Below are 22,119 nucleotides of genomic sequence, written 5' to 3'. Positions count from 1 at the left end.
CGCCCAACTGGAGACTAGATAAGACCAACTTCCTGAAACTTGGCTTCGACGATTTCCCGGTCGAAGGGTTTCATGATGTATTCGTTGGCACCTGCCCGAATGGCCCGCGCGATATGCGCAACGTCGTTTTCCGTCGTACAGAAAACAACAATCGGACTTTCCCCGCCTTCTTCGGCCCTGAGGCTGGTCAGAAATTCAAGACCGTCCATCACCGGCATGTTCCAGTCCAGGAGGATCGCGTCCGGCATGGTCTTCCTGCATTCGTCGAGCGCCTGCTGGCCGTCTTCGGCTTCGGTGATCTCGAATTGCAGATCTTCCAGGATCCGGCGGGCGACCTTACGGATGACGCTTGAGTCATCAACTACAAGGCACTGTTTCATCAGGCGTAACTCCACTCAACGGCCGCTTCCGGCCTGCTTATGCCGCAACCGATGGTTCCGTGAACATGGAACCGAGCAGGCGGTCAACATCCAGGATCACCATCAGCTTACCCTCCAGGCGGTGCACGCCGCCCGAAATTTCCGCCCAGCGGCGATCCAGGTTTGACGGATTGGGTTCCTCCGAAGAGGACGACAATGTCAGCACTTCACCGACGGTATCGATAACCAGACCGTAGCTTTCGTGTTTGTACTCGATGCCGACAGCCATCATCTGCCCCTCTTCGAGAGGAGGCAGGTGGAGACGGCGCCGCATGTTGATCGCGGTAACGATACGGCCACGCAGGTTGAGCACGCCCTGGACTTCCGGGGCGGACATCGGCACGCGGGTAACGCTCTCGGGAACGAACACGTCATGGACCTGGGAAATCGGGAGGCCGAAGAGCTGGCCTCCGATCACCACGGTCACATACTGGATCATGTCACTGGCTGCATTGTGATCCACGTCGATTTTGTGTTCCAGCACATTCATGCTGCTGCTCCCATTTCACCGGAGAAGACATCTTTCAGAGCGGCAATCAAGCCGGGACGGTCGAATTTCGCGACATAGTCGTCAAAGCCCGCCTGGCGGCCACGCTCGATCGAAGCGGGTGTGACCATCGATGACAGGGCGAGGACCGGAATCTGGCGGAAGCGCGGATCGCGCCGAAGCGATTCACAGAACTCGAAGCCGTTGATCTCCGGCATCTCGATATCGCTGACGATCGCATGGAACTTTTCGCCGTCTTCCAGAAGGTCCAGGGCCTGCTGCGGACCGGTACAGGTGGTGACGTCGTAACCGGCCGCTTTCAGCACCGGCGTCAGCATGTTCCGGAAAAAGGACGAGTCATCGACGAAGAGTACTTTTTTCGTCAGGGACGCGATGTCCATTTCCTTGCGCATGAACCAGTCTTCGAAGGCCTGCGGCAGATAAAAGCCGAGATCGATGATTTCGGTTGCCCGTTCCTTGACGATGGCGGAGCCGAGAACACCGGGACGTTCCGACCCGACTTCGATATTCATGCGGTCCTCGACAATATCGACGATCTCGTCGACGACGAGGCCCATGGACCGGCCCGCATCGGAGAAGACCAGCATCGGCTGCGTGCCTTCCGTCTTGTGACGGTCGCCTTCGTTGACGTAGACGAGCGGCATGAGCGCTCCGCGGTACTGGACGAGGTCGCGTCCGTTGGACCGCTCGATTTTCGAAACCTCGAATTCTTCCAGGCGGGTGACCAGCGAAAGCGGCACAGCCTTCGGTTCGGGCGCACCTGCACGGAACAGCAGAAGCGAGATCGAGCTCTGTCCGGAAGTGGCCTTGCTCTGCAGGCCTTCCTGTTCGTCTTCCTCGCTTTCGGCAACCGAGCTGGACGCATGGCTCGCCATGGCGCTGGCAATTCCGTTCGGATCGATAATCATGATTACCGAGCCGTCACCCAAAATGGTGTTTCCAGAGAACATGCCCAGATTGCGCAGCATGGTCGACATCGGCTTGACCACGATTTCTTCCGTATGGAAGACGCCATCGACAACAACACCGAAAGTCTGGCTGCCGACCTGCATGACAACGATGAAACCGTTGTCCGAGTTGATTGCCTCTTCCTCATGTTCGCCCTCGTAGATGCCGAGCAGCTGGGAAAGATGCACAAGCGGCAGCAGTTTGTTGCGCAGGCGCAGGACCGGAGTATTCTTGATCCGCTCGATCCTGTGCTCCGAATTGGTCTGCACACGCACCAGTTCGACCACCGAAAGCTGGGGAATCGCGAACCGGTCGCCAGCGGCTTCGACGATCAGCGTCGAAACGATGGCCAGCGTCAGCGGAATCTTGATGATGAAGCTCGAACCTTTACCCGGCGTCGAGCGAAGATCGACCGTACCGCCGATCAGTTCGATATTGTTCCGCACCACGTCCATGCCGACACCGCGGCCGGACACGCTGGTCACCTGGGCGGCAGTGGAGAAGCCGGCCGCGAAGATGAATTTGTGGATCTGGGCATCCGTCATCTTGTCGACGTCGGCTTCCGTGGCCAGGCCACGCTCCACAACCTTTGCCTTCACCCGCTCGACATTGATGCCCGCGCCGTCGTCGCGGACCTCGATGATGATATGGCCGCCTTCATGATACGCGGCGAGGGTGATCGTGCCTTTTTCGACTTTGCCGGCGGCACGGCGCGTCTCTGGACCCTCCAGCCCATGGTCGGCGGAATTGCGAACCATGTGGGTGAGCGGATCCTTGATCATCTCAAGGACCTGGCGGTCCAGTTCGGTATCCGCACCGATCATTTCCAGTTCGATCGGCTTTTCAAGTTCCTGACTGAGGTCGCGGACGATACGCGGCAGTTTCTGCCACGCATTGCCGATCGGCTGCATCCGGGTCGCCATGACCCCTTCCTGCAGCTCGGCAGTTACATTGGAAAGGCGCTGAAGCGGCACCTTGAATTCACTGTCTTCGTGACGGCGCACGATTTCCAGAAGCTGGTTCCGGGTCAGAACCAGCTCAGACACCATGGTCATCAGGTGTTCGAGCGTATCGACCGCGACACGAATGCTCTTGTTGGAAACACCGCCACCGGAAGATTTCTTCTCACCGGTCTCGCCGTCGGGCTTTTTCACCGGGGCTTTGGCTGCGCTCTTTACGTCCGCGGCGGCAGGTGCGGCCGCGGGTTCTTCCGCAGGCGCAGGCTTGTCGGCTTCAGCGGTGATTTCCTGTGTTTCAACAACTTCCGCTTCGACAGTCTCGACTTCGATTTCCGTTTCGCGGAAAGCGCGCTCCAGTTCATCGAGCGAGACCTCACCGGGACGAAGGGCGCGTTCAGGCTCCTGCTCCGCCACGTCAGCCTCTGCGGGAGCTACTTCTGCGTCCGCTTCGGCACCTTCGCCGGCCATGGCGGCATCGGCTTTGGCCGACATCGCTTCCAGCTTGGAAATCAGTTCGCTGTCATCGCCGGCAGGCTCGTCGCCTTCGCCGGCCTCAAGCTCGCCGAGAATGTCCTTGATCTGGTCGATCGATATAAGAATGAGCGACACGGCTTCCTGTGTGACGGGCGCACCGTCACGGAATTTGCCCATAAGCGTTTCAGCCGCGTGCGCAATTCCTTCAAGCCGGGGAAGGCCCAGAAATCCACAAGTGCCCTTGATCGTATGCACCAGACGGAAAATGTTATCTAGAATGGTGGCGTTGTTGGGTTCCTGCTCGAATTTTACGAGCTCTACGTCAACAACATCGAGACTTTCGTTCGTCTCGGTAATAAATTCCCTGAGGAGGTCATCCATCGCCTGCTCTCACCCGACTTGTTACTGGTTCCGCATCCCGAAAAGGATGTCTGGACCGAGAAGTCCATGAGAGCAGGTTGGGGGCAAACAGTTAAGATACGCTGAAACAGGTCGAAACTTTTGATCGACGTCTTTATTCTGTCGGAAAGGCTGTAATTTTTACCAATTCTTCTTGTTTGTCTATCGCTAATACCATACCGGATTCACGCGCAAGCAGCAAAGTGTAGATCGGCTGCACGGAATGCGCGTCAACTCTTTCCGGCTCCTCGCCGCTCAATGTTTCCTTCATGCCGAGCGGTATCCGCGGATTGAGACCGCTCGCATGCAGCGTAAAGGACGGTGACTTCGGCTCACCTTCCATGGTCACCCTGATCTCTCCGCCGCGCGGAACGCATTGATTGGCGATCAGGATCAGGTTGAGAAGAAGCTTGACGTAGTTCTTTGGCATAAGATGCCGGGCGATTTCCCAGGTCAGATCGGACTTTTCGTTTTCCATGAATCCGGTCGCAACCACCTGGGCATCGCCGAGATCGATCTCCGCCCCCGCTGAACCGGCGGCTCCGAAAGCCAGCCGCGCGAACTGCAGTTTCGCCGATGCCTGACGCGCACTCTTGCGGATCAGATCCATCGCGAACTCGTGCATGTCCTCCGAGCCCTCTTCGTCGAGAACCTCCAGGCCATTGGTGATTGCGCCGACAGGGCTGATGATATCGTGGCAAACGCGGCTTGCCACCAGGGCGGCAAGGTCCAGAGAGGATAGCTCTTTAAGTGCGGACATGACGGTATGAAGCTCTTCTTGAAAATCCCAGCAAGGACATGATTCGCGATGTTTGGCTAAAGATTTACACATCCCGCAAGCCTGTGCCAAGGCGCGGTTACCCGGCGCGCGGGATCTTCCAGATGAAAGTTTTCCCAATAGCCTTGCAAGAGGACGGCCCTGGCGTCTGACAGACAGACCTAAAGTTCAGGAATGCACCCGACTGTTGCCGCGTTTTCTTGCGCGGCTTTCATCAGTTGCGTGCCGTTGACGAGGAACAGGAACCGGTTGACGACGGAATGGAAGAACACAAGCTTTCCCTCCACGATGGCATAGATGAAGGGATTGCCGGCCGCAGCGAACCCTTCGGACAACGCGTAGCCGCCACATCCCGCGAAAAGCGGCGCATAGGCATCCGGATCGCGCTGAAAGGCGGCTAAATTGCCCTCGTTGACGAAGATCCATTCGGCACCGCCCCATTTAAATTCGTACCGGCGGCTACCCTGGCGCGGGCGACTGTCAACGAAATAACTCACCGGATCATGTCCGCCGATCGCATATCCGCTGATCGTATCGGGGACAAAAACCTGGGGACGGGCAAGACTGTCACCTGCAAAAACACACAGATGAAGTGTCAATACCAGGGAAAGACACATCCATGTCTTTTTTTCAGGCCAGCTTTTCATCGATTCGGCTTATGTAAGATGCATGGACACATGCGAATCAGCATGAGGTGACGTCAGTTTAGCATCGCGGCTTCGCCGAACGGCAATTTTGCGCGCGGTCTGGTTTGTGACGAGGAGATTTATCGAATGGCGCGAAGGTCCCTGCGAGTGGTGTCCCTGATTTCCGCGGTGCTTGTGTGCCTGGTTTTCCATACCGGCTTCCATCCGGCGTTCGCCCAGAATTCCGGCAACGAACCGATCCCGCCCGATCAGACCTACGGCGAAGACGAAATCATGAAGACCGGGCATCAGTTCTTCGGGTCCGTGTCCGGCGGACTGGCTTCGGTCGTCGAGAAGGCCTTTTCAAGTTACGGCGAGCCGAACGGCTACGTCCTCGGTGAGGAAGGCTCCGGCGCCTTTGTCGCCGGCGCGCGCTACGGTGAAGGCCATCTTTATACCCGCAATGCCGGAAATCATAAGGTCTTCTGGCAGGGCCCCTCTGTCGGCTGGGATTTCGGTGCCGACGGCGCCCGTGTCATGATGCTGGTCTACAATCTTCCCTCGGTGAATTCGATCTATGCACGGTTTGCCGGCCTCAACGGCTCCGCTTACCTGGTCGGCGGTGTCGGCATGACTGTGCTTTTGAGAGATCAGATGGTTCTGGTTCCGGTCCGGGCCGGTGTCGGCGCGCGTCTCGGCGTGAATATGGGATATTTGAAATTTACCGAACAACCGACGTGGAATCCGTTCTAGGCTACGGGCCTGCATTTGCCCTCTATATTAAAGAGGAACAATGGTGCTCTGCGTCACAGACGTAACCGGTCATGTATACCACGTTTAACACTTTGATTTGAGTATACTTGGCGACAGGCCTTGTGTCGTCTAATGATGGAAAGGTGGCGTTTGAAAACGCAAGCGGGAGCCTGACTTGATCGAAGCAGCGATGTATGTGGCACTTGGGTTTTGCACGGCCGGTCTGATCGGCCTCGCGATCCTGCCTGCCTTTTATCGCCGGGCCGCCCGTCTGACCGAAGAAGCCCTGCGCGCCGTGAACCCCTCCAGCTACGCCGAAGTCAGGGCCGCGCAGGATCAGGAAAGAGCAAGACACGCGGTCGAGTTTCGCCGCGTCGAACGGCAGCTTGACGCTGAACGGGAAAAAGCTGCGAAATTTCAGCTCGAAGCCACCAGCGTGAAGCTGGAAATCGAAGCTCAGAAGAAAGCCCATGCCTCCCGGATCGCGGAGCTTGAGACCAAGATCGCGGCGATGCAGGGCGATCAGCAGGCAATCGACCTGCTCACGGAAGAAGTGAAAACGCTCAAGCTCGAACTGTCCGATGCCGAGAAAGCCCTGGCGGCGAGCTGGGTCGAGACGTCGGAAGAAAAATCCGGCACAGGAACCGCCGGCTCCGAAGAAGACGATACCGGCTGGCTGCCGGCGGCCGACACCATGGCCCTGACCACCATCACCGGCCTTGAGGCCGAGGTCGCCACCTTGAAGGCGAAGCTGGCGAGATATGAACCCACTGTTGCCGGTGAGGTCGAAGCCTCGCGCGACAAGGCCGCCAAATCCCGCCTCGCCAAACTTGAGGGCCAGCTTGTCGATACGGAATCGCAATATGTTTCCGCTCAAGCTGAGGTGACCCGGCTGTCGATGCTGCTGGAATCCGCGAATATCAGCGAAACGGAACAGCAGAAACGCCTGAGTGCGCAGATTGAAAAGGTCACCGGCGAGAATCTGCGCCAGCAGGCCGAACTGAAAGCAAGGGAAAGAGCCCTGGAGCGCATGTCCGGCCAGATGGTCAAGCTTCAGAAGGACCTCGCCACGGTCCCGGCACTTGTCGAATTACGCAAGGATTTCCGGGCGCTTGCCGCCAGACTTTCCGCCGCGCAGGCCGTTTCGGTTGCTCCGGCTCCCAAAACCACCGGGAGCGGTCAGGTAACCGCCAAACCGCAGGCAGGCGCGCCTCAAGCCGGCAGTCTCATGAAACCGGTGCAGCCTCCCACCATCACTGCCACCTCCACTGCCAGCGTCAACGGCGTAAAACCGGCTGACGGTGACCCTCAGCCGTCCCCTGCGGAAAAGCCGGTGGAAAGCCCCGCAGCAGCGAGAACCGCGGAGATAGCTTCCGCCGCGCAGGCCCTGGTCAGCCGCATCGTCGCGTCCCAGCGCGGCAAGGAAACGACTGTGGCGGCAGAGCCGGCGGGGACAGCCCCCATTGTGCAGAGCGGGCAAAGGCGGAGCTCGGAACCAGGCGAAACATCGAAATCCTCAAAACAGAAAAAGAAAGATGTGGCTTGATCGGCGCTCTGGAACTTGGGGCGATGAATACGCAGCAGCTTGGTTTTTCCCAACGCCTGCTGCTTGCGAACGTGATGACAGCCTGATGAGCTCGCGATAGATGTTGATCGAACGTCACAATGCCATTTTGGAACTGGCCCGGCAAATGGGCCGGGTCAGCGTCGACGATCTGGCAAGACGGTTCGATGTCAGCCCGCAGACGATCCGCAAGGATCTGAACGAACTGTGTGATCGGCGGCTGCTGGCCAGAACCCATGGCGGCGCACTGCTGTCCTCCGGCATCGAGAATGTCGGCTACGAAGCGCGCAGGATCATTTCCAGCAAGGAAAAGGCCGATATCGGCGAGAGCGTCGCCGCGCTTATTCCAGACAACGCATCCATTTTCATCAATATCGGCACCACGACGGAGGCCATCGCCCAGGCACTGCTGCAGCACCGCGGGTTGATGGTGATCACCAACAACATCAATGTCGCCAGTCTGATGCGCGGTTATACCCAGATAGAGGTAGTGATAGCCGGCGGTGTCCTCAGGCATTCCGACGGCGGCATCGTCGGCGAGGCCGCCGTCGATTTCATGCGCCAGTTCAAGGTTGATTTCGCCGTCATCGGAGCATCGGCTATCGACCCGGACGGCTCCCTGCTCGACTATGATTATCGCGAAGTGAAGGTCACCAAGACGATCATGGACAATGCCCGGCATGTCATCCTGGCTGCCGACAGCACGAAGTTCGAGCGCACCGCGCCTGTCCGCGTCGGCCACCTGTCCCAGGTCGATACGTTTGTCACCGACTACTGCCCCGACCCCGATTTTGTGCGAATAGCCGCGGAAGCGGAGGTGGAGCTGATCCAGACCGGACGGCAGGACGCCGGGGAAACCGGTACATGACCAGCGATAGCTGGTAGGGGGAACGGCGCGCGCCCTGCAGCTTCGGTTGGGAAACCGGGATCGGAAGGTCAAGACATGCGCCTTGAAAGCCATCGGCAATTCCGGAAATCTTTTCGGGAAAAAGGTTTCCGCAAGCTCTCCCTGGCGGCCATCTTGTCGACAAATCTGATCGCCGGGCCTGCGTGGTCGCAACCTCATTCCGTATCAGGCGTAAATGCGGACAGTGTTCTCAATATCCGGGCAGATATCGATCAGACACTGAATGTCGGCAGCTCTGATATTATTGGAACCATTCCGCACGACGCCTCTGATGTCATGGTAACGGGAATTTCGGTGGACATCGGCCACACGAAGTGGCGTGAAATCAAGTATAACGGCACCGTGGGATGGGTGAACGCACGTTACCTGACCCCCACCAGCTCGTCGTTGGAGCGCCCCGAAGCGTTGCAATGCGCAGGAACGGAACCGTTTTGGAACGTCGCAATCGACGAAAACGACAGCACGTTCATTTCGCCGGACCAGGAAAGCCCACTCGAACTTGACTACTTGCGCCTCGCGCCCGGCATAGGGCGGGCAGATCTTTGGGGACACTATCTGGGCAGCGCTGACGGCGCATATTTCCTGACGGTCATTGTCCGTTATACCGAAGCATGTTCCGACGGAATGTCAGACCTGACATATGATTATGAAGCACTGCTGCTCGGGTTGAGTGCGTCGGGAGCGCCGGCATACGGGTGCTGCGGCATCAGGCATTGAGAAGGCATGGTCTGCGTCGGGCCAGAGCCATATTCCCCGACCCATTTGCGCGGAACGATACGTTCACGGCACTCTTGGACCGTCTTCATTTCGATGATGTGTCCGCAGTGGCTGCAGCCGTGAACACCGCTCTCATGTCTGAGACTGCGGTTTGGTACGCCCAACGGGACTCGAACCCGTGTTTCCGCCGTGAAAGGGCAGCGTCCTAGACCGCTAGACGATGGGCGCGCGGTACTTGGGCATCCGGCCAGCGAGTGAACTCACACGGGATGCCCTGACTTTTTTGAGGACGCTGCCTCAAGCCGAGGAGGTGCGTATAAGTCGGTGCGGCGGACGGCGCAACTTTTTTTTTGATGTTTTTCCGGCGGAAGCCGGTTCACCGGCGCTTACCTTGCAACAAACTCGGTACGGCCCAGTTGTTTCCCTGTTGCGGGATCGAAGCGAAGCAGGGCGTTTTTGCCCTCTTCCCGCACCAGGACGAGCAGCATTCCCTCGGACAACGTTGCCTGGAGAACCTCGGCTTCGGGTCCGATGGAAAGCGTCGCGGCGAACGCCGCCCCGGACGGATCGGCTTCATAAGTGTTGATCTTGTAAACGATTGCTGCAAAGACAGCGACAAACCCGGCGACCATCACCAGGGACGATCCGAGCAACAGGCGCTTCAGTTTGGCCTGGATGCGGAGGGCAGCCGGATCGAGCGGTGCCTCATCCGGCCCTTCGCCCCGATAATCAGGTTGTGACATGACAGATATTTCCCATGAAGATCCGGCCGGTCTGGACGCGGATTTCAGCGTGACGGTTGATGCAGCCGACGCCGGTAAGCGGCTGGATGCGGTACTGGCGGCCAGTCTGGACGCCCTCAGCCGGAACAGAATACAGGCCCTGATCAAATCAGGGGACGTTACCGTCGGCGGCGCGAAAGTAGTTGAGCCGAAATACCGGGTCAATGAAGGCGACACGCTTACGCTCAAATTGCCGGAACCGGAAGACCCCGAACCCAAGGGCGAGGACATTCCGATTTCGGTGGTTTTCGAGGACGAACACCTGATCGTCATCGACAAGCCCGCCGGACTGGTGGTCCATCCGGGAGCAGGCAACTGGACCGGCACGCTCGTCAACGCGCTGATCCATCATTGTGGAGACAGCCTGTCGGGTATCGGCGGCATCCGGCGCCCCGGCATTGTCCACCGCATCGACAAGGACACATCGGGCCTGCTCGTCGTTGCCAAGAGCGACCAGGCGCACCAGGGGCTTGCGGCCCAGTTTGCCGACCACGGCCGCAGCGGCCCCCTCGAACGGGCCTATTCCGCCCTTGTCTGGGGTGCGCCATTCAATCTGAAAGGCACAATCAACGCCAATCTTGCCCGTTCGCACACCAACCGGCAGAAAATCGCGGTGATGAAGACCGGCGGCCGCAACGCCATCACCCATTGGCAGGTCAAGGAACGCTTCGCGCGAGCCGACCAGCCGCCCCTTGCCTCCCTGATGGAGTGTCGGCTGGAAACCGGCCGCACGCATCAGATCCGCGTTCACATGGCCCATATCGGCCATCCGCTGATCGGCGACAATGATTATGGCTCGGGATACAAGACAAAATCCAACCGTCTGGACGAGCCCCTCAAGGGTCTCATCGACGGATTTCGCAGGCAGGCGCTGCACGCCGGTCTGCTGGCCTTCGAACACCCGGTAACCGGCAAAACTTTGCGTTTCGAGAGTGCTTACCCGGATGATTTCGAAAAACTTTTGTCGGGTTTGCGAGGATTTTAGCAAGCGTTTTCGTTTTGCTGCCATGCAATCGGCTAATTCCGACCTATATTAAGGGTTCTTGTGTGCCTGAAAGGACACGAACCTGCGTCCATCTTTTTCCCTCAATGGCTTGCTTGCGTGGATCTGCGGAGCAGCCGGGAAAAACGGGCGCAACTGACGAAAGGGGGTGCTTCCATGGCCCAGAATGTACCGATGCTTACCGCCGGTGAAGGCGGGCTCAGCCGTTATCTGGATGAGATCCGCAAATTCCCGATGCTTCAGCCGCAGGAAGAGTACATGCTCGCCAAGCGCTACAAGGAGCATGAGGACCCGGCAGCGGCCGAGCGTCTCGTCAATTCCCACCTGCGTCTCGTTGCCAAGATAGCCATGGGTTACCGTGGCTACGGGCTGCCGATCGGCGAGGTCGTTTCCGAAGGAAACGTCGGCCTGATGCAGGCGGTCAAGCGCTTCGAACCCGACAAGGGCTTCCGTCTCGCCACCTATGCCATGTGGTGGATCAAGGCCGCGATCCAAGAATATATCCTGCGCTCCTGGTCGCTCGTCAAAATGGGCACGACCGCGAACCAGAAACGTCTCTTCTTCAACCTGCGCCGGCTCAAGGGCAAGATCCAGGCGCTGGACGAGGGCGATCTGAAACCGGATCAGGTAGCTGAAATCGCCACCCGCCTCGGCGTGTCCGAGGAGGAGGTGATCTCCATGAACCGCCGTCTCGGCGGCGACGCCAGCCTCAATGCGCCAGTGCGCGCCGAAGCCGACGCCGGTGAATGGCAGGACTGGCTCGTCGATGAAAGCGACAGTCAGGAAACGCTGCTGGCGAACCAGGAAGAACTGGACATGCGCCGCAAGCTGCTGAGCGATGCCATGGATGTCCTGAACGACCGCGAGCGCCGTATTTTCGAGGCCCGCCGCCTGTCGGAGGACCCGATGACGCTTGAGGATCTGTCCGGCGAGTTCGGCGTCAGCCGCGAGCGCGTCCGCCAGATCGAGGTCCGCGCCTTTGAAAAGGTGCAAAAGGCCGTTCGTAACAGCGCCCGGTCCATGGAACAGCCGGCCGCCTGAGCGCAATTCGAGAACAGAAACACAAGAACGCCGGGGCAATTGCTCCGGCGTTCTTGTTTTCAAAGCGCAGATCAACTTCGCTCTGCCATGGCCGAAGGTTCGGGTGCGGCCCAACAGAGCAAAAAACTACCTGATCTCCACCGCGTAGGTCTCGACCGGAACCACCTTGCTGATCAGACCCGCCTCAGCCATGAATTCCGCGAAACGCTCGTAACGTCCGGCGTCGAGCGCCCCGGGGCGTTTGGCAAAGCGCGGCAGCGTGTCCGTCCAGGCCCGCTTGTTGAGCTCGTCATTGAGATGCGGATAAGCCTCGATGAACGCATCCCACGCATCGTCCGGATGGTTGGTCAGATAGATGGTCGCGGCCTCGACCGCCGCCAGGAATTTCGCAAAACGCGGATCGTCTGTCTTGTCCCTGTTCACCACATAGATCAGCTCGTCAAAAGCCGGAACGCCGTTTTCCTCGGGGAAGAACGCCTTGCCCTCCCTGCCCTCGATCTCGATCTGGGTCAGCTCGAAATTGCGGTATCCGCCGATCACCGCGTCGACCTGACCGGACATGAGCGCCGGGGAAAGAGCGAAATTGACGTTGATGAGCTCGATGTCGTCCATCGTCAGGTCGACGGACCTCAGCATCTGCCCGAGCATGGCGTCCTCGAACCCGGAAACGGAGAAACCGATGGTCTTGCCCTTCAGGTCTTTCAGCTCCTTGATCGGGCCGTCTTTCAGAACGATCAGGCTGTTCAGGGGCGTTTCGACGAGTGTCCCGATCCATGCCAGCGGCAGGCCTTCTTCGATATGCGCGTGCAGCGTCGGCTGATAGGAGACCGCGATGTCACCCTGCCCCGCCGCCACGAGTTTCGGCGGCATGGCCGGATCCGCCGGTTCGATCAGTTCCACCTCCAGGCCTTCCGCTTGGAAAAAACCCTTGGTTTGCGCGGTGATCACCGGCGCATGATCCGGATTGGTGAACCAGTCCAGCAGAACGGTCAGTTTCTCGGCAGCCTGTACCGGAGCGCTGGCGAGCAACCCGGCGGCAAGGGTCAGGGAAAGAAGCGTCTTTTTCATTTAATCCTCCAAATTGAGGCGGTCAGTCTTCGACCTGCCAGGGAACGAGAATTCGGGTGAGTTGTTCGACGGCGTAGCGCATGGCCAGCACCATCAGGGCGAGCAGGATGACCGCGGCAAACAGCATGTCCGAGTTTCCGCGCGCATTGGCCTGCAGCATGATGAAGGCCAGCCCGCCCTTTGCGCCTGCCCATTCCCCGATGACCGCTCCCATCGGGGCGAAAACGGCCGCGACACGCAGACCGGACGCGAAGGCGGGCAAGGCCGCGGGGATCCGGAAGACCCAGAGCTCGCGGTGCCGGGGCACCCTGTAGAGCCGGGCAAGATCGACAAGTCCGGTATCGAGTCGCCTGAGGCCGTCATAAACCGTTGAGGTGACCGTGAAGAAAATCACCAGAATGGCCATGACGATCTTGGAGGACATGCCGAAACCGAGCCAGAGAACCAGCACCGGGGCGATGGCGAAAACCGGCAGCGCCTGCGTGACGAGGACCGGCGGCATGATCACCCGGCCCGCCAGCGGAAACAGCCAGACGGAAATGGCCAGCAGGGCGCCGGACAACACCCCGAGCGCGAAGCCGAGCACGGTCTCGTAGGCCGTGATGCTCGCATGATGCAGCAAAAAGCCGGCATGTTCGGGAAAGGCCAACAGGACCTCGACAGGTCCCGGAAGCATGAAGGACGGCGGCTTCAGCACGGCGACAAACACCGCCCAGATGCCGAACGTAACGACAATACCGGTGAGAAATTTCAGCAATACGGCTAGAAAAGCCTTCATGACGCCCCTCCGCCCATACGCGGCCGTTCCGGGGTAGTCATATCAGCGGGCGGTCTCTGCAAACGCAGAAGCCGCCGCAATGGCAGGCATAAACGCATAGGATCTCCCGTCTTCGGACAAGCCGAAATTGACATTGGAGATCCGGGAAAGGCTAAGGATTCCGTCCCTTCGCCGGCATGACCCGGATCAGGTTCTAAGGGTTCGGCTCAACACCATCTCAGCTCCGGTCACCGGAGCACCCCTCGGACCAAGGCGGAACATGCCTTTTTCAATTCAAAAAGGCAAGCCACCACGCGTCAGCTTTTGAAGATTATCCCGATAACGTATCCGTCAGCCGGCTTGCCAGGCCGAGATAGCCTTTTCGACTGCCTCGTTCCCCGCGTTGCCTTTTTCAAGGGTCAGGATACCGCGCTTGCCGTTTTCGTAAAGCATCGGAATATCGATCCAGCCACGTTCCCGCAACAGAGCCAGATTGCGCTGCTGTTCGTTCGGCAGGCTGGAAAGCGCGATCCAGAAGAAGCCGGGAGACACCTTGACGGAAGCCCCGATCAGGGCGTCGCCCCGCGCTTCTTCCGTTGGCTTCATGACCAGGCCCGGAACGTTGACCACGTCGCCCGCGGCAAAAGTCTCCGGAAATTCGTATTTTATTTCCACAAGATGACTTGCCGGAAGGGATGTGTCGTCATTCGGCTTTATCCGGATATCGACCTTCACGTCCCGTTCGGGAATTTCCACCGATGCGCTCAGGACGGCTTGAGCCTTGCCGTCGAGATCCGTTTCCTCTTCGACGCTCCAGACCACGGCGCCCTGCGCCGCCGTGCCCGCGCCGCCGGTGTCCTCACCCTCCTCGTAGAGAATGGATCGTTGAACGCCGGGATCAAGACCTTCGGCGGTTTCGGAAGGAGTTGCTTCTTCCGGGGCAATGGCAGTCAGATTGTCCTGCGGGACCGCTGCCGGTTCGCCGACAAGTGCGGGCGTATCGATCGCATCCAAAGGTGCTTCGGGCGCAAGCGGAGACGGCTCGTTTTCCGCATTGGCGACAACCGGAGTTCCGTCAGCATCCGATGCCGGGGGTTCCTGCGGCGTGATTGTCGTGGTGGTGACGGTTCTCGCATCCGGCGCGACCACTTCCGCTTCGCCGTCGTTCAGCAGCCGGTCCGTATTTTTCGACGTCTCGGCCTCGTCCGGAGTTCCCGCGGGAGCGGCAACCAGCTCTTCCTCGGCAGGCTGCGGCGTGGATGCCGTCTCGGCCGGTGTGGAGACCGTACCCGCTCCGCTGTCTGCGGCCTTGTCGCCGGAGGGCAGGAAAAAATACACCCCGGCTCCCAGAAGCACCAGCACCAGGACACCGGCAATCGCGAAGGGAACCGTGCGGCTGCCCGCGCCTTCCCGCAGCGCATCCGAGGCGCTTGGCCGGTCCCGCCTGGCGCGGCCGTTTTTCCCGGCCTTGCCTTTGGGCGCGGTTTCCTCCGCACCGTCATAAGCTGACTGTTCGTCAAAGCTGTCCGGTTCGAAAAGTCCATCGTCCGCCGCGGACCGGTCATCGAATGCCGGTTCCAGCCGCTCGGACGAAGCACGCTGAACGCTCTGAGAACTCTGATCGATTGCGGGCTCGACAGCGTCCTTTGCATTTTGAACGGCCTGATTGGCGGCTGTCCCCAGAGACTGCGCTTCCGAAAGGGTATCTTTCAGCGGCGACGGAATGTCCGCCTCGGGAGAGGCCGGGCCCTGGGCAGAAGCCTGCTCAGCCGGCGCGGGTTCGCCGGCAGGCTCCACCGCTGCCGGTTCCTGCCGGACGGCGGGCGGGGCCGCTGCGGCCGCAGGCTGTGAAGCAGGAGTTTCGGTCTTGGGCACCACGGGCCCCAGACCGAGACTTTCGCGGGCGGCTTCCGCCTCGACCTTGCGGATCGATTCTTCCAGGCGCAGCTGTTCCGCCGTTATTTCGGAAGGAGAAAGCGGCGGTTCGTAGGCCTTCAGCTGATTGACAATGGCGGTGCGCGCCCGGCTGTATACGCTTCTGCGGGCAGCACCGTTGCTTTCCGGCAAAGACGCGATCGTTTTCTTCAGAATTGAATAGTAATCAGCCATCTTCCTGCCTACCGGCGAACTGCCAGGATCTCATATGCGGGCCTGAATTCCGGTTCCCTGATTTTTCGGATTCCCGAATTTTCAGATCTCCGAATTTTCAGAGCTTTGTCAGGCTTATAGCAAGTTTTTGAAGACCTATGCTATTTCTTCAAATATCCCGCTCGCATACCTATCCTACAGCACCTCTTCCTATCACGTATTTACAGGCTCAACGCGCGCATGCGCATTTGAGAATACTTGGTGGAGCACGCCTTGATTCGCAACGCTCCGGATCAATCTGCTGTCATGGGTACCCGTGTGAAAGCAAAAAGTTGATCAATCCTAATGGGTTGGAGCATCCTGTCCGCGTTATCTCGCACGCAGGATGCCCCATCGCACCTTCAATAATGGGCGGATATCACCGGCGATCTCAATCCTGGAACGGATTCTGCACAAGAATTGTGTCATCCCGCTCCGGGCTGGTCGAGAGGATCGCGACCGGCGCACCGATCAGTTCCTCGACGTGGCGCACATATTTGATCGCCTGCGCCGGCAGATCGGCCCAGGTCCGCGCCCCCTCGGTCGATTCCTTCCAGCCCGGCAGGCTTTCGTAGATCGGCACCACCCGTTCCTGCGCGCCCTGCGAAGCCGGCAGGTAATCGATCCGCTCCCCATCCAGTTCATAACCGATGCAGATCTTGATTTCATCCAGGCCGTCGAGAACGTCCAGCTTGGTCAGCGCGATACCATTGATGCCGGAGGTGCTGACCGTCTGGCGCACCAGAACCGCGTCGAACCAGCCGCAGCGCCGCCGGCGTCCGGTGACCGTGCCGAATTCGTGGCCGCGGCTTCCGAGAAACTCTCCGACTTCATTCTGCTGCTCGGTCGGAAACGGCCCCTCCCCTACGCGCGTCGTGTAGGCCTTGGTGATACCGAGCACATAGCCGATGGAGCCAGGTCCCAGACCGCAGCCCGTGGCTGCCTGGCCCGCGACCGTGTTGGAAGACGTCACGAAAGGATAGGTGCCGTGATCGATATCCAGAAGCGCACCCTGCGCGCCTTCGAACAGGATCCGCTTGCCCTGACGGCGCAGATCGTCCAGCAGGTACCAGACCTTGTCCATGTAGGGCAGGACCTTGTCCGCGACACTGGCAAGTTCGTCATAGATCGCCTGGGCGGAAATCTCGTCCTGGCCGAGACCGCGCCGCAGTGCATTGTGATGGGTCAGGAGGCGGTCGATCTTCGCCGGCAGGGTCGTCAGGTTCTTGAGATCCATCAGCCGGATGGCCCTGCGGCCGACCTTGTCTTCATAGGCCGGGCCGATGCCGCGTTTGGTCGTGCCGATCCGCGTGCCGGTGTTGGAATTTTCGCGCAAGGCGTCCAGCTCGCGATGCAGCGACAGGATCAGGGTGACATTTTCGGCAACACGCAGGTTTTCGGGCGTCACGACCACGCCTTGCTGCCCGAGGCGTTCGACTTCCTCGGCAAGGGCATGCGGATCAAGAACGACGCCATTGCCGATGACCGACAGCTTGCCCTCGCGCGCCACCCCGGACGGCAGAAGGGAAAGCTTGTAGCTCACGCCATCTATGACCAGCGTATGCCCGGCGTTGTGCCCGCCCTGGAACCTCACGATGACATCGGCCTGTTCCGACAGCCAGTCGACAATCTTGCCTTTGCCCTCGTCACCCCATTGCGAACCGACAACAACCACATTCGCCATCTAATCTTTGCTCTCCTGAAGCAGCTTTCCGAACCCGGACCGCAACCCGGGTGCCAACACGACGAGCCCCGGCAAACGGACCGGGGCAAACGGCGCGGACTATAGACAGGATTGCGGGCTCACGCGAGTCTCTGAGCGGAAATTATGACGCTACGGCCAAATCTTTTCCGGACCGCATTCATAATGCTTTCCTTGGCGTTTTTGAGGCACGACGCCGCGCGCCCCTGTCCGATTACGCTTTCAGACGAAACTGGGCGAACCATGCCTGCGGCAAATCGCTTTTCGGGTGGGCCGGGGTGCATCGGCGTGATAGGCCGGTTGCCTTGTTGGATCGACAGACCTGCAATCATTTCCCGTTGGATGTCTGTTGATCGGTTTTAAATCGATAGAGCACCCTATCTGCGTTCATTGGAACGCCGACAGCTCTGACAGGCCTGTGAGATCATCGGATGTCTTTGAGAAACTGGATCCTGCTGAGTGTGCTTGGTGTCATCTGGGGGGGATCCTTCCTGTTCGCCAAGGTGGCCGTGGCCGAGATCCCGCCCTTTGTGCTGGTCTTCTTCAGGGTTTCCATCGCCTGCGCCGCCTTGCTTCTCTACCTCTGGCACCAGGGCCTTCTGGCAAGGCTCGAGCTGCGCCTGGCGCTTCCCTTTCTCATCCTGGGACTGTTGAACAACGCGATACCCTTTTCGCTCCTGTTTCTCGGACAGACCGTGATCGGCGCGGGACTGGCGTCGATCCTCAACGCCACAACTCCCATCTTCACCGTCCTCGTGGCGGGCGTGCTGGTGAAACAGGAGACGCTTCAGGCGCATCGGATCGCCGGGGTGGTGCTGGGCATCGCGGGCGTCGCGGTCATGCTGTCCGGCAGCCTCTCGGGCCTTGCGACGGACCCGGTCTGGGCTCAGCTCTGCTGCCTGGGAGCGGCAATTTCCTATGCGTGCGCCGCGACCTTTGCCCGGCGGTTCAAATCCCTGCCTCCACAGGTCTCGGCCACCGGGCAGCTCATGGGCTCCAGCGTGATCATGCTGCCCGTTGCGCTGCTCACAAGTTCCGGCTGGGCACTGACCGATGCCAGCCCGACCGTCTGGCTGAACGTCGCCGCCCTCGGCCTCGTTGCAACGGCCATTGCCTATCTGATCTATTTCCAGCTCCTGGCGGATGCCGGCGCAACGAATGCCTCCCTTGTCACGCTGCTCGTTCCGGCAAGCGCGCTGTTCCTGGGCTGGCTCATTCTCGGAGAAAAGCTCGACACAATTCAGCTCGGCGGCTTCGCCATACTTCTGGCCGGGCTGGTGGTCCTGGACGGACGCATCCTGCAGCGCCTGGGAAACAAACCGGCGTAAGCGGTCGTTTTTAAGGTATCTACAGCCCGTCCCCCTTGTGGGGAGAGGGACTGGATGGGGATAAACGACAAAACCGTATCGGCAGAGAGGCTTTTCCCCTCATTGCCCGGATGGTGTCCGAAAAGAGACCGAGAGCCCCTTTTCGGACCTCTTTCGCTATCAGAACGTCAGCGATTTCACCTGCTTGACGTGCGACACCGCTTCCAGCCGGGCCATGACCTCGACCGGAACCGGCCCGTCCACTTCGACGAGGCAGATCGCATCCTCGCCCGGAGCGGACCGGCCGAGATTGAAGGTGGCGATGTTGACACCGCTGGAACCGAGTTCCATGCCCAGTTGTCCGATGAAACCGGGTTTGTCCTCATTTGTGATGTAGAGCATATGGTGGCCGAGTTCGGCTTCCATATTGATGCCCTTCACCTGGATGATCCGCGGCTTGCCGTCCCCGAAGACGGTTCCGGCAACGGATCTTTCCTGGCGCTCAGTCAAGACGGTGAGCCTGATATAGGTCTCATAGGCCCCCTGCTTTTCACGGCGCGTTTCCTCGACCTTGATGCCGCGTTCCTTTGCCAGGATAGGCGCGGAGACCATGTTGACCGTCTGGAGAAGCGGCGTCAGCAGCCCGGTTATCGCCGCCGCCGTCAGCGCCTGGACATTCATCTCCGCGACCGCGCCGGCATATTCGAGCCGCACGCCTTCGATCCCGGTTTCCGTCAGCTGTCCGGCGAAGGAACCGAGCTGCTCGGCAAGGCGGACGAAAGGCGACAGCTGAGGAGCTTCCTCGGCCGAGATCGACGGCATGTTGAGCGCGTTGCGGACGGCTCCGTCGACAAGATAGTCGCACATCTGCTCGGCGACCTGCAGCGCGACATTTTCCTGTGCTTCTGACGTGGAAGCGCCGAGATGCGGCGTGGAGACGAAGTTCGGTGCACCAAAGAGCACATTGTCCTTCGCCGGTTCGTCGACAAAAACGTCGAAAGCAGCCCCGGCCAGCTTGCCCGCATCGAGCGCGGCCCTCACGGCTGCCTCGTCGGCCAGGCCGCCACGGGCGCAGTTGACCAGATAAGATCCCTTGCGCATCTTCGCGATGGCATCCGCATCGATGATGTTGCGGGTCTTGTCGGTCAGCGGCGTATGCAGCGTAATGACATCGGATCGACTCAGCAGTTCGTCGAGTTCCACCTTCTCGACCCCGAGCGCCATCGCCCGTTCCGGCGTCAGGAAGGGGTCGAAGGCGATAACCTTCATCTTCAGGCCGATTGCCCTGTCCGCGACGATGGAGCCGATATTTCCGCAGCCGATCAACCCCAGCGTCTTGCCGGTGATCTCACGGCCCATGAAACGCGACTTCTCCCACTTTCCGGCTTGGGTGGAGGCGTCGGCCGCGGGAATCTGACGGGTGACCGACATCATCATGGAAATCGCGTGTTCCGCCGTGGTGATGGCATTGCCGAAGGGCGTGTTCATCACGATGATGCCGCGGGCGGTGGCTTTGGGAATATCGACATTGTCGACGCCGATGCCGGCTCGCCCGATCACCTTCAGCCTGTCGGCCGCGGCGATGATCTTTTCCGTCACCTTGGTGGCGGAACGGATTGCGAGACCGTCGTACTGGCCGATGATTTCCAGCAGTTTTTCCTTGTCCTTGCCGACATCTGGCAGGAAATCGGCGTCAACGCCGCGATCCTTGAAGATCTGCACCGCAGCCGCGGACAATTTGTCTGAAATCAATACCTTGGGAGCCATCAGGGCATCTCCTTTAATGCAAGAAACGATCCGGGCGGCTTGCCGCCCGGTGGTGTCGTCATTGTGGGGAAATGCTCAGGCGGCCTGAGGCAGTTTCAATTTTTCGCCCCTGAAGGCCCAATCGAGCCACAGGGTCAGGGCTTCAAGATCCGCGGTCTCGATTGTCGCTCCGGCCCAGATGCGCAATCCCGACGGGGCGTCACGGTAGGCGCCGATATCATAGGCGACACCCTCCACATCCAGCGCACCGGCAATCGACTTCGCGAAAGCGGCCTGTTCCGCCGCGCCAAGCGCCTGAACGCCCGGGTCGGTGACTTTCAGGCAGACGGAGGTATTGGACCGGGTCGCCGGATCTTTGGCGAGGAAATCGACCCAATCCGACTTCTCCACCCAGTCGGCGAGAACCTTCAGATTGGCATCCGCCCGGGCGCGCAGCCCGGAAAGCCCGCCGAGACCGTCCGCCCATTTCAGCGCGTCGAGATAGTCCTCGACGCAGAGCATGGACGGCGTGTTGATCGTCTCTCCCTTGAAGACGCCTTCGATCAGCTTGCCGCCCTTGGTGAGGCGGAAGATTTTCGGCAGAGGCCAGGCGGGGCTGTAGCTTTCCAGCCGTTCGACCGCGCGCGGGCTCAGGATCAGGACGCCATGCGCTGCTTCCCCGCCCAGCACCTTCTGCCAGGAGAAAGTCACCACATCGAGCTTGTCGAAGGGTAGATCCTGCGCGAAGGCAGCGGAAGTCGCGTCGCAGATCGTCAGGCCTTCGCGGTCGGCGGGAATCCAGGCGCCATCGGGAACGCGCACGCCGGACGTGGTGCCGTTCCAGGTGAAGACGACATCGTTTGAAAAATCGACTTGGGAAAGATCAGGCAGCTCACCGTAAGGGGCTTCCAGCACGCGGGCATTGTCCAGCTTGAGCTGCTTGATCACATCGGTGACCCAGCCGGAGCCGAAACTCTCCCAGGCCAGCATGTCGGCGCCGCGCGCGCCGAGCAGCGACCAGAGCGCCATTTCGACGGCCCCGGTGTCGGAGGCCGGAACGATGCCGATCCGGTAATTTTCCGGTACCTGCAGCACCTTGCGGGTCAGCTCAATGGCTTCGGCGAGCTTCGCCTTGCCCGGTTTCGCACGGTGGGACCGGCCCAGAGGCGCATCGCCGAGGTTCTCAAGCGCCCATCCGGGACGCTTGGCGCAAGGACCTGAAGAAAAATTGGGATTGGCCGGACGCACGTCCGGCTTTGCGGTGAGATCTGTCATATCCGTCTACCCTCACAGATAGTAGCCCCTCGTTGGGGAGGGGTGGCCCACCTTTGGGATAAGACGATCCTTGACGCCGGTCAAATCAAATCGGCCGCAAAACAACAAAGGCCGGTCCAATGACCGGCCTTTCAGACTGCTGACAAACCCCTGGCGTTAGCCGGGGGTTTTTGATTCACTGGTTTCATGTTGAAGAAACCCGGCCCGGATCAGACAGCTCTCGAGATGGTGACGCTCGATCAGCTTGTCCCCACCGATC

At 59.8% G+C, this 22,119-nt stretch carries 19 protein-coding genes, 1 tRNA gene and 1 riboswitch; of the genes, 7 read left to right on the top strand and 13 right to left on the bottom strand.

Features of this window, described 5'->3' with window-relative positions:
* Nucleotides 1-14: 14 nt before the first annotated feature.
* The 5 genes from CLV41_RS22965 to CLV41_RS22945 form a co-directional block, all read right to left on the bottom strand.
* The gene (locus tag CLV41_RS22965) at nucleotides 15-380 is read right to left on the bottom strand and encodes a response regulator (protein WP_103224823.1); all 366 of its coding nucleotides are present in this window, start codon (nucleotides 378-380) and stop codon (nucleotides 15-17) included.
* Nucleotides 381-417: 37 nt separating this feature from the next.
* Complete coding sequence (locus CLV41_RS22960) at nucleotides 418-909, bottom strand: chemotaxis protein CheW (protein WP_103224822.1); 492 nt, start codon at nucleotides 907-909, stop codon at nucleotides 418-420.
* The gene (locus CLV41_RS22955; protein ID WP_103224821.1) at nucleotides 906-3,689 is read right to left on the bottom strand and encodes a hybrid sensor histidine kinase/response regulator; all 2,784 of its coding nucleotides are present in this window, start codon (nucleotides 3,687-3,689) and stop codon (nucleotides 906-908) included. Before CLV41_RS22955 ends, CLV41_RS22960 begins: the two co-directional genes overlap by 4 nt.
* A gap of 133 nt (nucleotides 3,690-3,822) precedes the next feature.
* The gene (gene chpT, locus CLV41_RS22950; RefSeq protein ID WP_103224820.1) at nucleotides 3,823-4,467 is read right to left on the bottom strand and encodes a histidine phosphotransferase ChpT; all 645 of its coding nucleotides are present in this window, start codon (nucleotides 4,465-4,467) and stop codon (nucleotides 3,823-3,825) included.
* A 179-nt stretch (nucleotides 4,468-4,646) separates the two neighbouring features.
* Nucleotides 4,647-5,132: a YHS domain-containing (seleno)protein gene (locus tag CLV41_RS22945; RefSeq protein ID WP_208987690.1), complete on the bottom strand. Its 486-nt coding sequence runs from the start codon at nucleotides 5,130-5,132 to the stop codon at nucleotides 4,647-4,649.
* Nucleotides 5,133-5,258: 126 nt separating this feature from the next.
* Here CLV41_RS22945 and CLV41_RS22940 point away from each other — a divergent pair, with 126 nt between their 5' ends.
* The 4 genes from CLV41_RS22940 to CLV41_RS22925 all read left to right on the top strand — a co-directional run bounded on the left by CLV41_RS22940 (nucleotide 5,259) and on the right by CLV41_RS22925 (nucleotide 9,052).
* Nucleotides 5,259-5,864, top strand: a complete 606-nt coding sequence (locus CLV41_RS22940; protein WP_103224818.1) for a DUF1134 domain-containing protein — start codon at nucleotides 5,259-5,261, stop codon at nucleotides 5,862-5,864.
* A 175-nt stretch (nucleotides 5,865-6,039) separates the two neighbouring features.
* Nucleotides 6,040-7,410 carry a hypothetical protein gene (locus CLV41_RS22935; RefSeq protein ID WP_208987689.1) on the top strand — a complete coding sequence of 457 codons (1,371 nt, stop codon included), beginning with the start codon at nucleotides 6,040-6,042 and terminating at the stop codon, nucleotides 7,408-7,410.
* A 100-nt stretch (nucleotides 7,411-7,510) separates the two neighbouring features.
* On the top strand, nucleotides 7,511-8,296 hold the full coding sequence (locus tag CLV41_RS22930) for a DeoR/GlpR family DNA-binding transcription regulator (RefSeq protein ID WP_103224816.1): 786 nt from the start codon (nucleotides 7,511-7,513) through the stop codon (nucleotides 8,294-8,296).
* Nucleotides 8,297-8,371: 75 nt separating this feature from the next.
* Nucleotides 8,372-9,052 (top strand): hypothetical protein, encoded by a 681-nt coding sequence (locus CLV41_RS22925; protein WP_103224815.1) that lies wholly within the window; start codon nucleotides 8,372-8,374, stop codon nucleotides 9,050-9,052.
* Between the two features lie 152 nt (nucleotides 9,053-9,204).
* On the opposite strand, the gene CLV41_RS22920 is transcribed toward CLV41_RS22925, so the two are convergent.
* Both CLV41_RS22920 and CLV41_RS22915 read right to left on the bottom strand, forming a co-directional pair.
* A tRNA-Glu gene (locus tag CLV41_RS22920) sits at nucleotides 9,205-9,280 on the bottom strand.
* A 158-nt stretch (nucleotides 9,281-9,438) separates the two neighbouring features.
* A complete protein-coding gene (locus CLV41_RS22915; RefSeq protein ID WP_103224814.1) occupies nucleotides 9,439-9,795 on the bottom strand; it encodes a hypothetical protein in 357 nt (118 codons plus the stop codon).
* Here CLV41_RS22915 and CLV41_RS22910 point away from each other — a divergent pair.
* Together CLV41_RS22910 and rpoH are read left to right on the top strand one after the other, a co-directional pair.
* On the top strand, nucleotides 9,794-10,819 hold the full coding sequence (locus CLV41_RS22910; protein WP_103224813.1) for an RluA family pseudouridine synthase: 1,026 nt from the start codon (nucleotides 9,794-9,796) through the stop codon (nucleotides 10,817-10,819). The genes CLV41_RS22915 and CLV41_RS22910 overlap by 2 nt on opposite strands.
* A 174-nt stretch (nucleotides 10,820-10,993) precedes the next feature.
* Complete coding sequence (rpoH, locus tag CLV41_RS22905) at nucleotides 10,994-11,878, top strand: RNA polymerase sigma factor RpoH (RefSeq protein WP_103224812.1); 885 nt, start codon at nucleotides 10,994-10,996, stop codon at nucleotides 11,876-11,878.
* A gap of 126 nt (nucleotides 11,879-12,004) precedes the next feature.
* On the opposite strand, the gene CLV41_RS22900 is transcribed toward rpoH, so the two are convergent.
* The 4 genes from CLV41_RS22900 to CLV41_RS22885 form a co-directional block, all read right to left on the bottom strand.
* Nucleotides 12,005-12,946, bottom strand: a complete 942-nt coding sequence (locus CLV41_RS22900; protein ID WP_103224811.1) for an ABC transporter substrate-binding protein — start codon at nucleotides 12,944-12,946, stop codon at nucleotides 12,005-12,007.
* A gap of 22 nt (nucleotides 12,947-12,968) precedes the next feature.
* Nucleotides 12,969-13,724, bottom strand: a complete 756-nt coding sequence (locus CLV41_RS22895) for an ABC transporter permease (RefSeq protein ID WP_103224810.1) — start codon at nucleotides 13,722-13,724, stop codon at nucleotides 12,969-12,971.
* Between the two features lie 146 nt (nucleotides 13,725-13,870).
* Nucleotides 13,871-13,977, bottom strand: a riboswitch (TPP riboswitch).
* Nucleotides 13,978-14,054: 77 nt separating this feature from the next.
* On the bottom strand, nucleotides 14,055-15,812 hold the full coding sequence (locus CLV41_RS22890; protein ID WP_103224809.1) for a hypothetical protein: 1,758 nt from the start codon (nucleotides 15,810-15,812) through the stop codon (nucleotides 14,055-14,057).
* A 409-nt stretch (nucleotides 15,813-16,221) separates the two neighbouring features.
* On the bottom strand, nucleotides 16,222-17,514 hold the full coding sequence (locus CLV41_RS22885) for an adenylosuccinate synthase (protein WP_103224808.1): 1,293 nt from the start codon (nucleotides 17,512-17,514) through the stop codon (nucleotides 16,222-16,224).
* Between the two features lie 449 nt (nucleotides 17,515-17,963).
* Between CLV41_RS22885 and CLV41_RS22880 the strand changes: the two genes are divergently transcribed.
* Nucleotides 17,964-18,860, top strand: coding sequence for a DMT family transporter (locus tag CLV41_RS22880; protein WP_103224807.1), 897 nt, complete (start codon nucleotides 17,964-17,966; stop codon nucleotides 18,858-18,860).
* Between the two features lie 159 nt (nucleotides 18,861-19,019).
* Here the strand turns inward: CLV41_RS22880 and serA are convergent, their stop codons facing one another.
* Complete coding sequence (serA, locus tag CLV41_RS22875) at nucleotides 19,020-20,606, bottom strand: phosphoglycerate dehydrogenase (protein ID WP_103224806.1); 1,587 nt, start codon at nucleotides 20,604-20,606, stop codon at nucleotides 19,020-19,022.
* 75 nt (nucleotides 20,607-20,681) lie between these two features.
* Nucleotides 20,682-21,860, bottom strand: coding sequence for a phosphoserine transaminase (locus CLV41_RS22870; protein ID WP_103224805.1), 1,179 nt, complete (start codon nucleotides 21,858-21,860; stop codon nucleotides 20,682-20,684).
* Between the last annotated feature and the right edge of the window lie 259 nt (nucleotides 21,861-22,119).

This window comes from Roseibium marinum, assembly GCF_002906165.1.
In the GTDB taxonomy this organism is placed as follows: Bacteria; Pseudomonadota; Alphaproteobacteria; order Rhizobiales; family Stappiaceae; genus Roseibium; species Roseibium marinum.
Note: the sequence above shows the minus strand (reverse complement) of the source record. Positions and strands in the feature narration are given on the sequence as shown.

Coding starts and splice junctions, on each gene's coding strand:
- CLV41_RS22965 (WP_103224823.1), bottom strand. CDS start 380: ATGAAACAGTGCCTTGTAGTTGATGACTCAAGCGTCATCCGTAAGGTC.
- CLV41_RS22960 (WP_103224822.1), bottom strand. CDS start 909: ATGAATGTGCTGGAACACAAAATCGACGTGGATCACAATGCAGCCAGT.
- CLV41_RS22955 (WP_103224821.1), bottom strand. CDS start 3,689: ATGGATGACCTCCTCAGGGAATTTATTACCGAGACGAACGAAAGTCTC.
- chpT (WP_103224820.1), bottom strand. CDS start 4,467: ATGTCCGCACTTAAAGAGCTATCCTCTCTGGACCTTGCCGCCCTGGTG.
- CLV41_RS22945 (WP_208987690.1), bottom strand. CDS start 5,132: ATGAAAAGCTGGCCTGAAAAAAAGACATGGATGTGTCTTTCCCTGGTA.
- CLV41_RS22940 (WP_103224818.1), top strand. CDS start 5,259: ATGGCGCGAAGGTCCCTGCGAGTGGTGTCCCTGATTTCCGCGGTGCTT.
- CLV41_RS22930 (WP_103224816.1), top strand. CDS start 7,511: ATGTTGATCGAACGTCACAATGCCATTTTGGAACTGGCCCGGCAAATG.
- CLV41_RS22925 (WP_103224815.1), top strand. CDS start 8,372: ATGCGCCTTGAAAGCCATCGGCAATTCCGGAAATCTTTTCGGGAAAAA.
- CLV41_RS22910 (WP_103224813.1), top strand. CDS start 9,794: ATGACAGATATTTCCCATGAAGATCCGGCCGGTCTGGACGCGGATTTC.
- CLV41_RS22915 (WP_103224814.1), bottom strand. CDS start 9,795: ATGTCACAACCTGATTATCGGGGCGAAGGGCCGGATGAGGCACCGCTC.
- rpoH (WP_103224812.1), top strand. CDS start 10,994: ATGGCCCAGAATGTACCGATGCTTACCGCCGGTGAAGGCGGGCTCAGC.
- CLV41_RS22900 (WP_103224811.1), bottom strand. CDS start 12,946: ATGAAAAAGACGCTTCTTTCCCTGACCCTTGCCGCCGGGTTGCTCGCC.
- CLV41_RS22895 (WP_103224810.1), bottom strand. CDS start 13,724: ATGAAGGCTTTTCTAGCCGTATTGCTGAAATTTCTCACCGGTATTGTC.
- CLV41_RS22890 (WP_103224809.1), bottom strand. CDS start 15,812: ATGGCTGATTACTATTCAATTCTGAAGAAAACGATCGCGTCTTTGCCG.
- CLV41_RS22885 (WP_103224808.1), bottom strand. CDS start 17,514: ATGGCGAATGTGGTTGTTGTCGGTTCGCAATGGGGTGACGAGGGCAAA.
- CLV41_RS22880 (WP_103224807.1), top strand. CDS start 17,964: ATGTCTTTGAGAAACTGGATCCTGCTGAGTGTGCTTGGTGTCATCTGG.
- serA (WP_103224806.1), bottom strand. CDS start 20,606: ATGGCTCCCAAGGTATTGATTTCAGACAAATTGTCCGCGGCTGCGGTG.
- CLV41_RS22870 (WP_103224805.1), bottom strand. CDS start 21,860: ATGACAGATCTCACCGCAAAGCCGGACGTGCGTCCGGCCAATCCCAAT.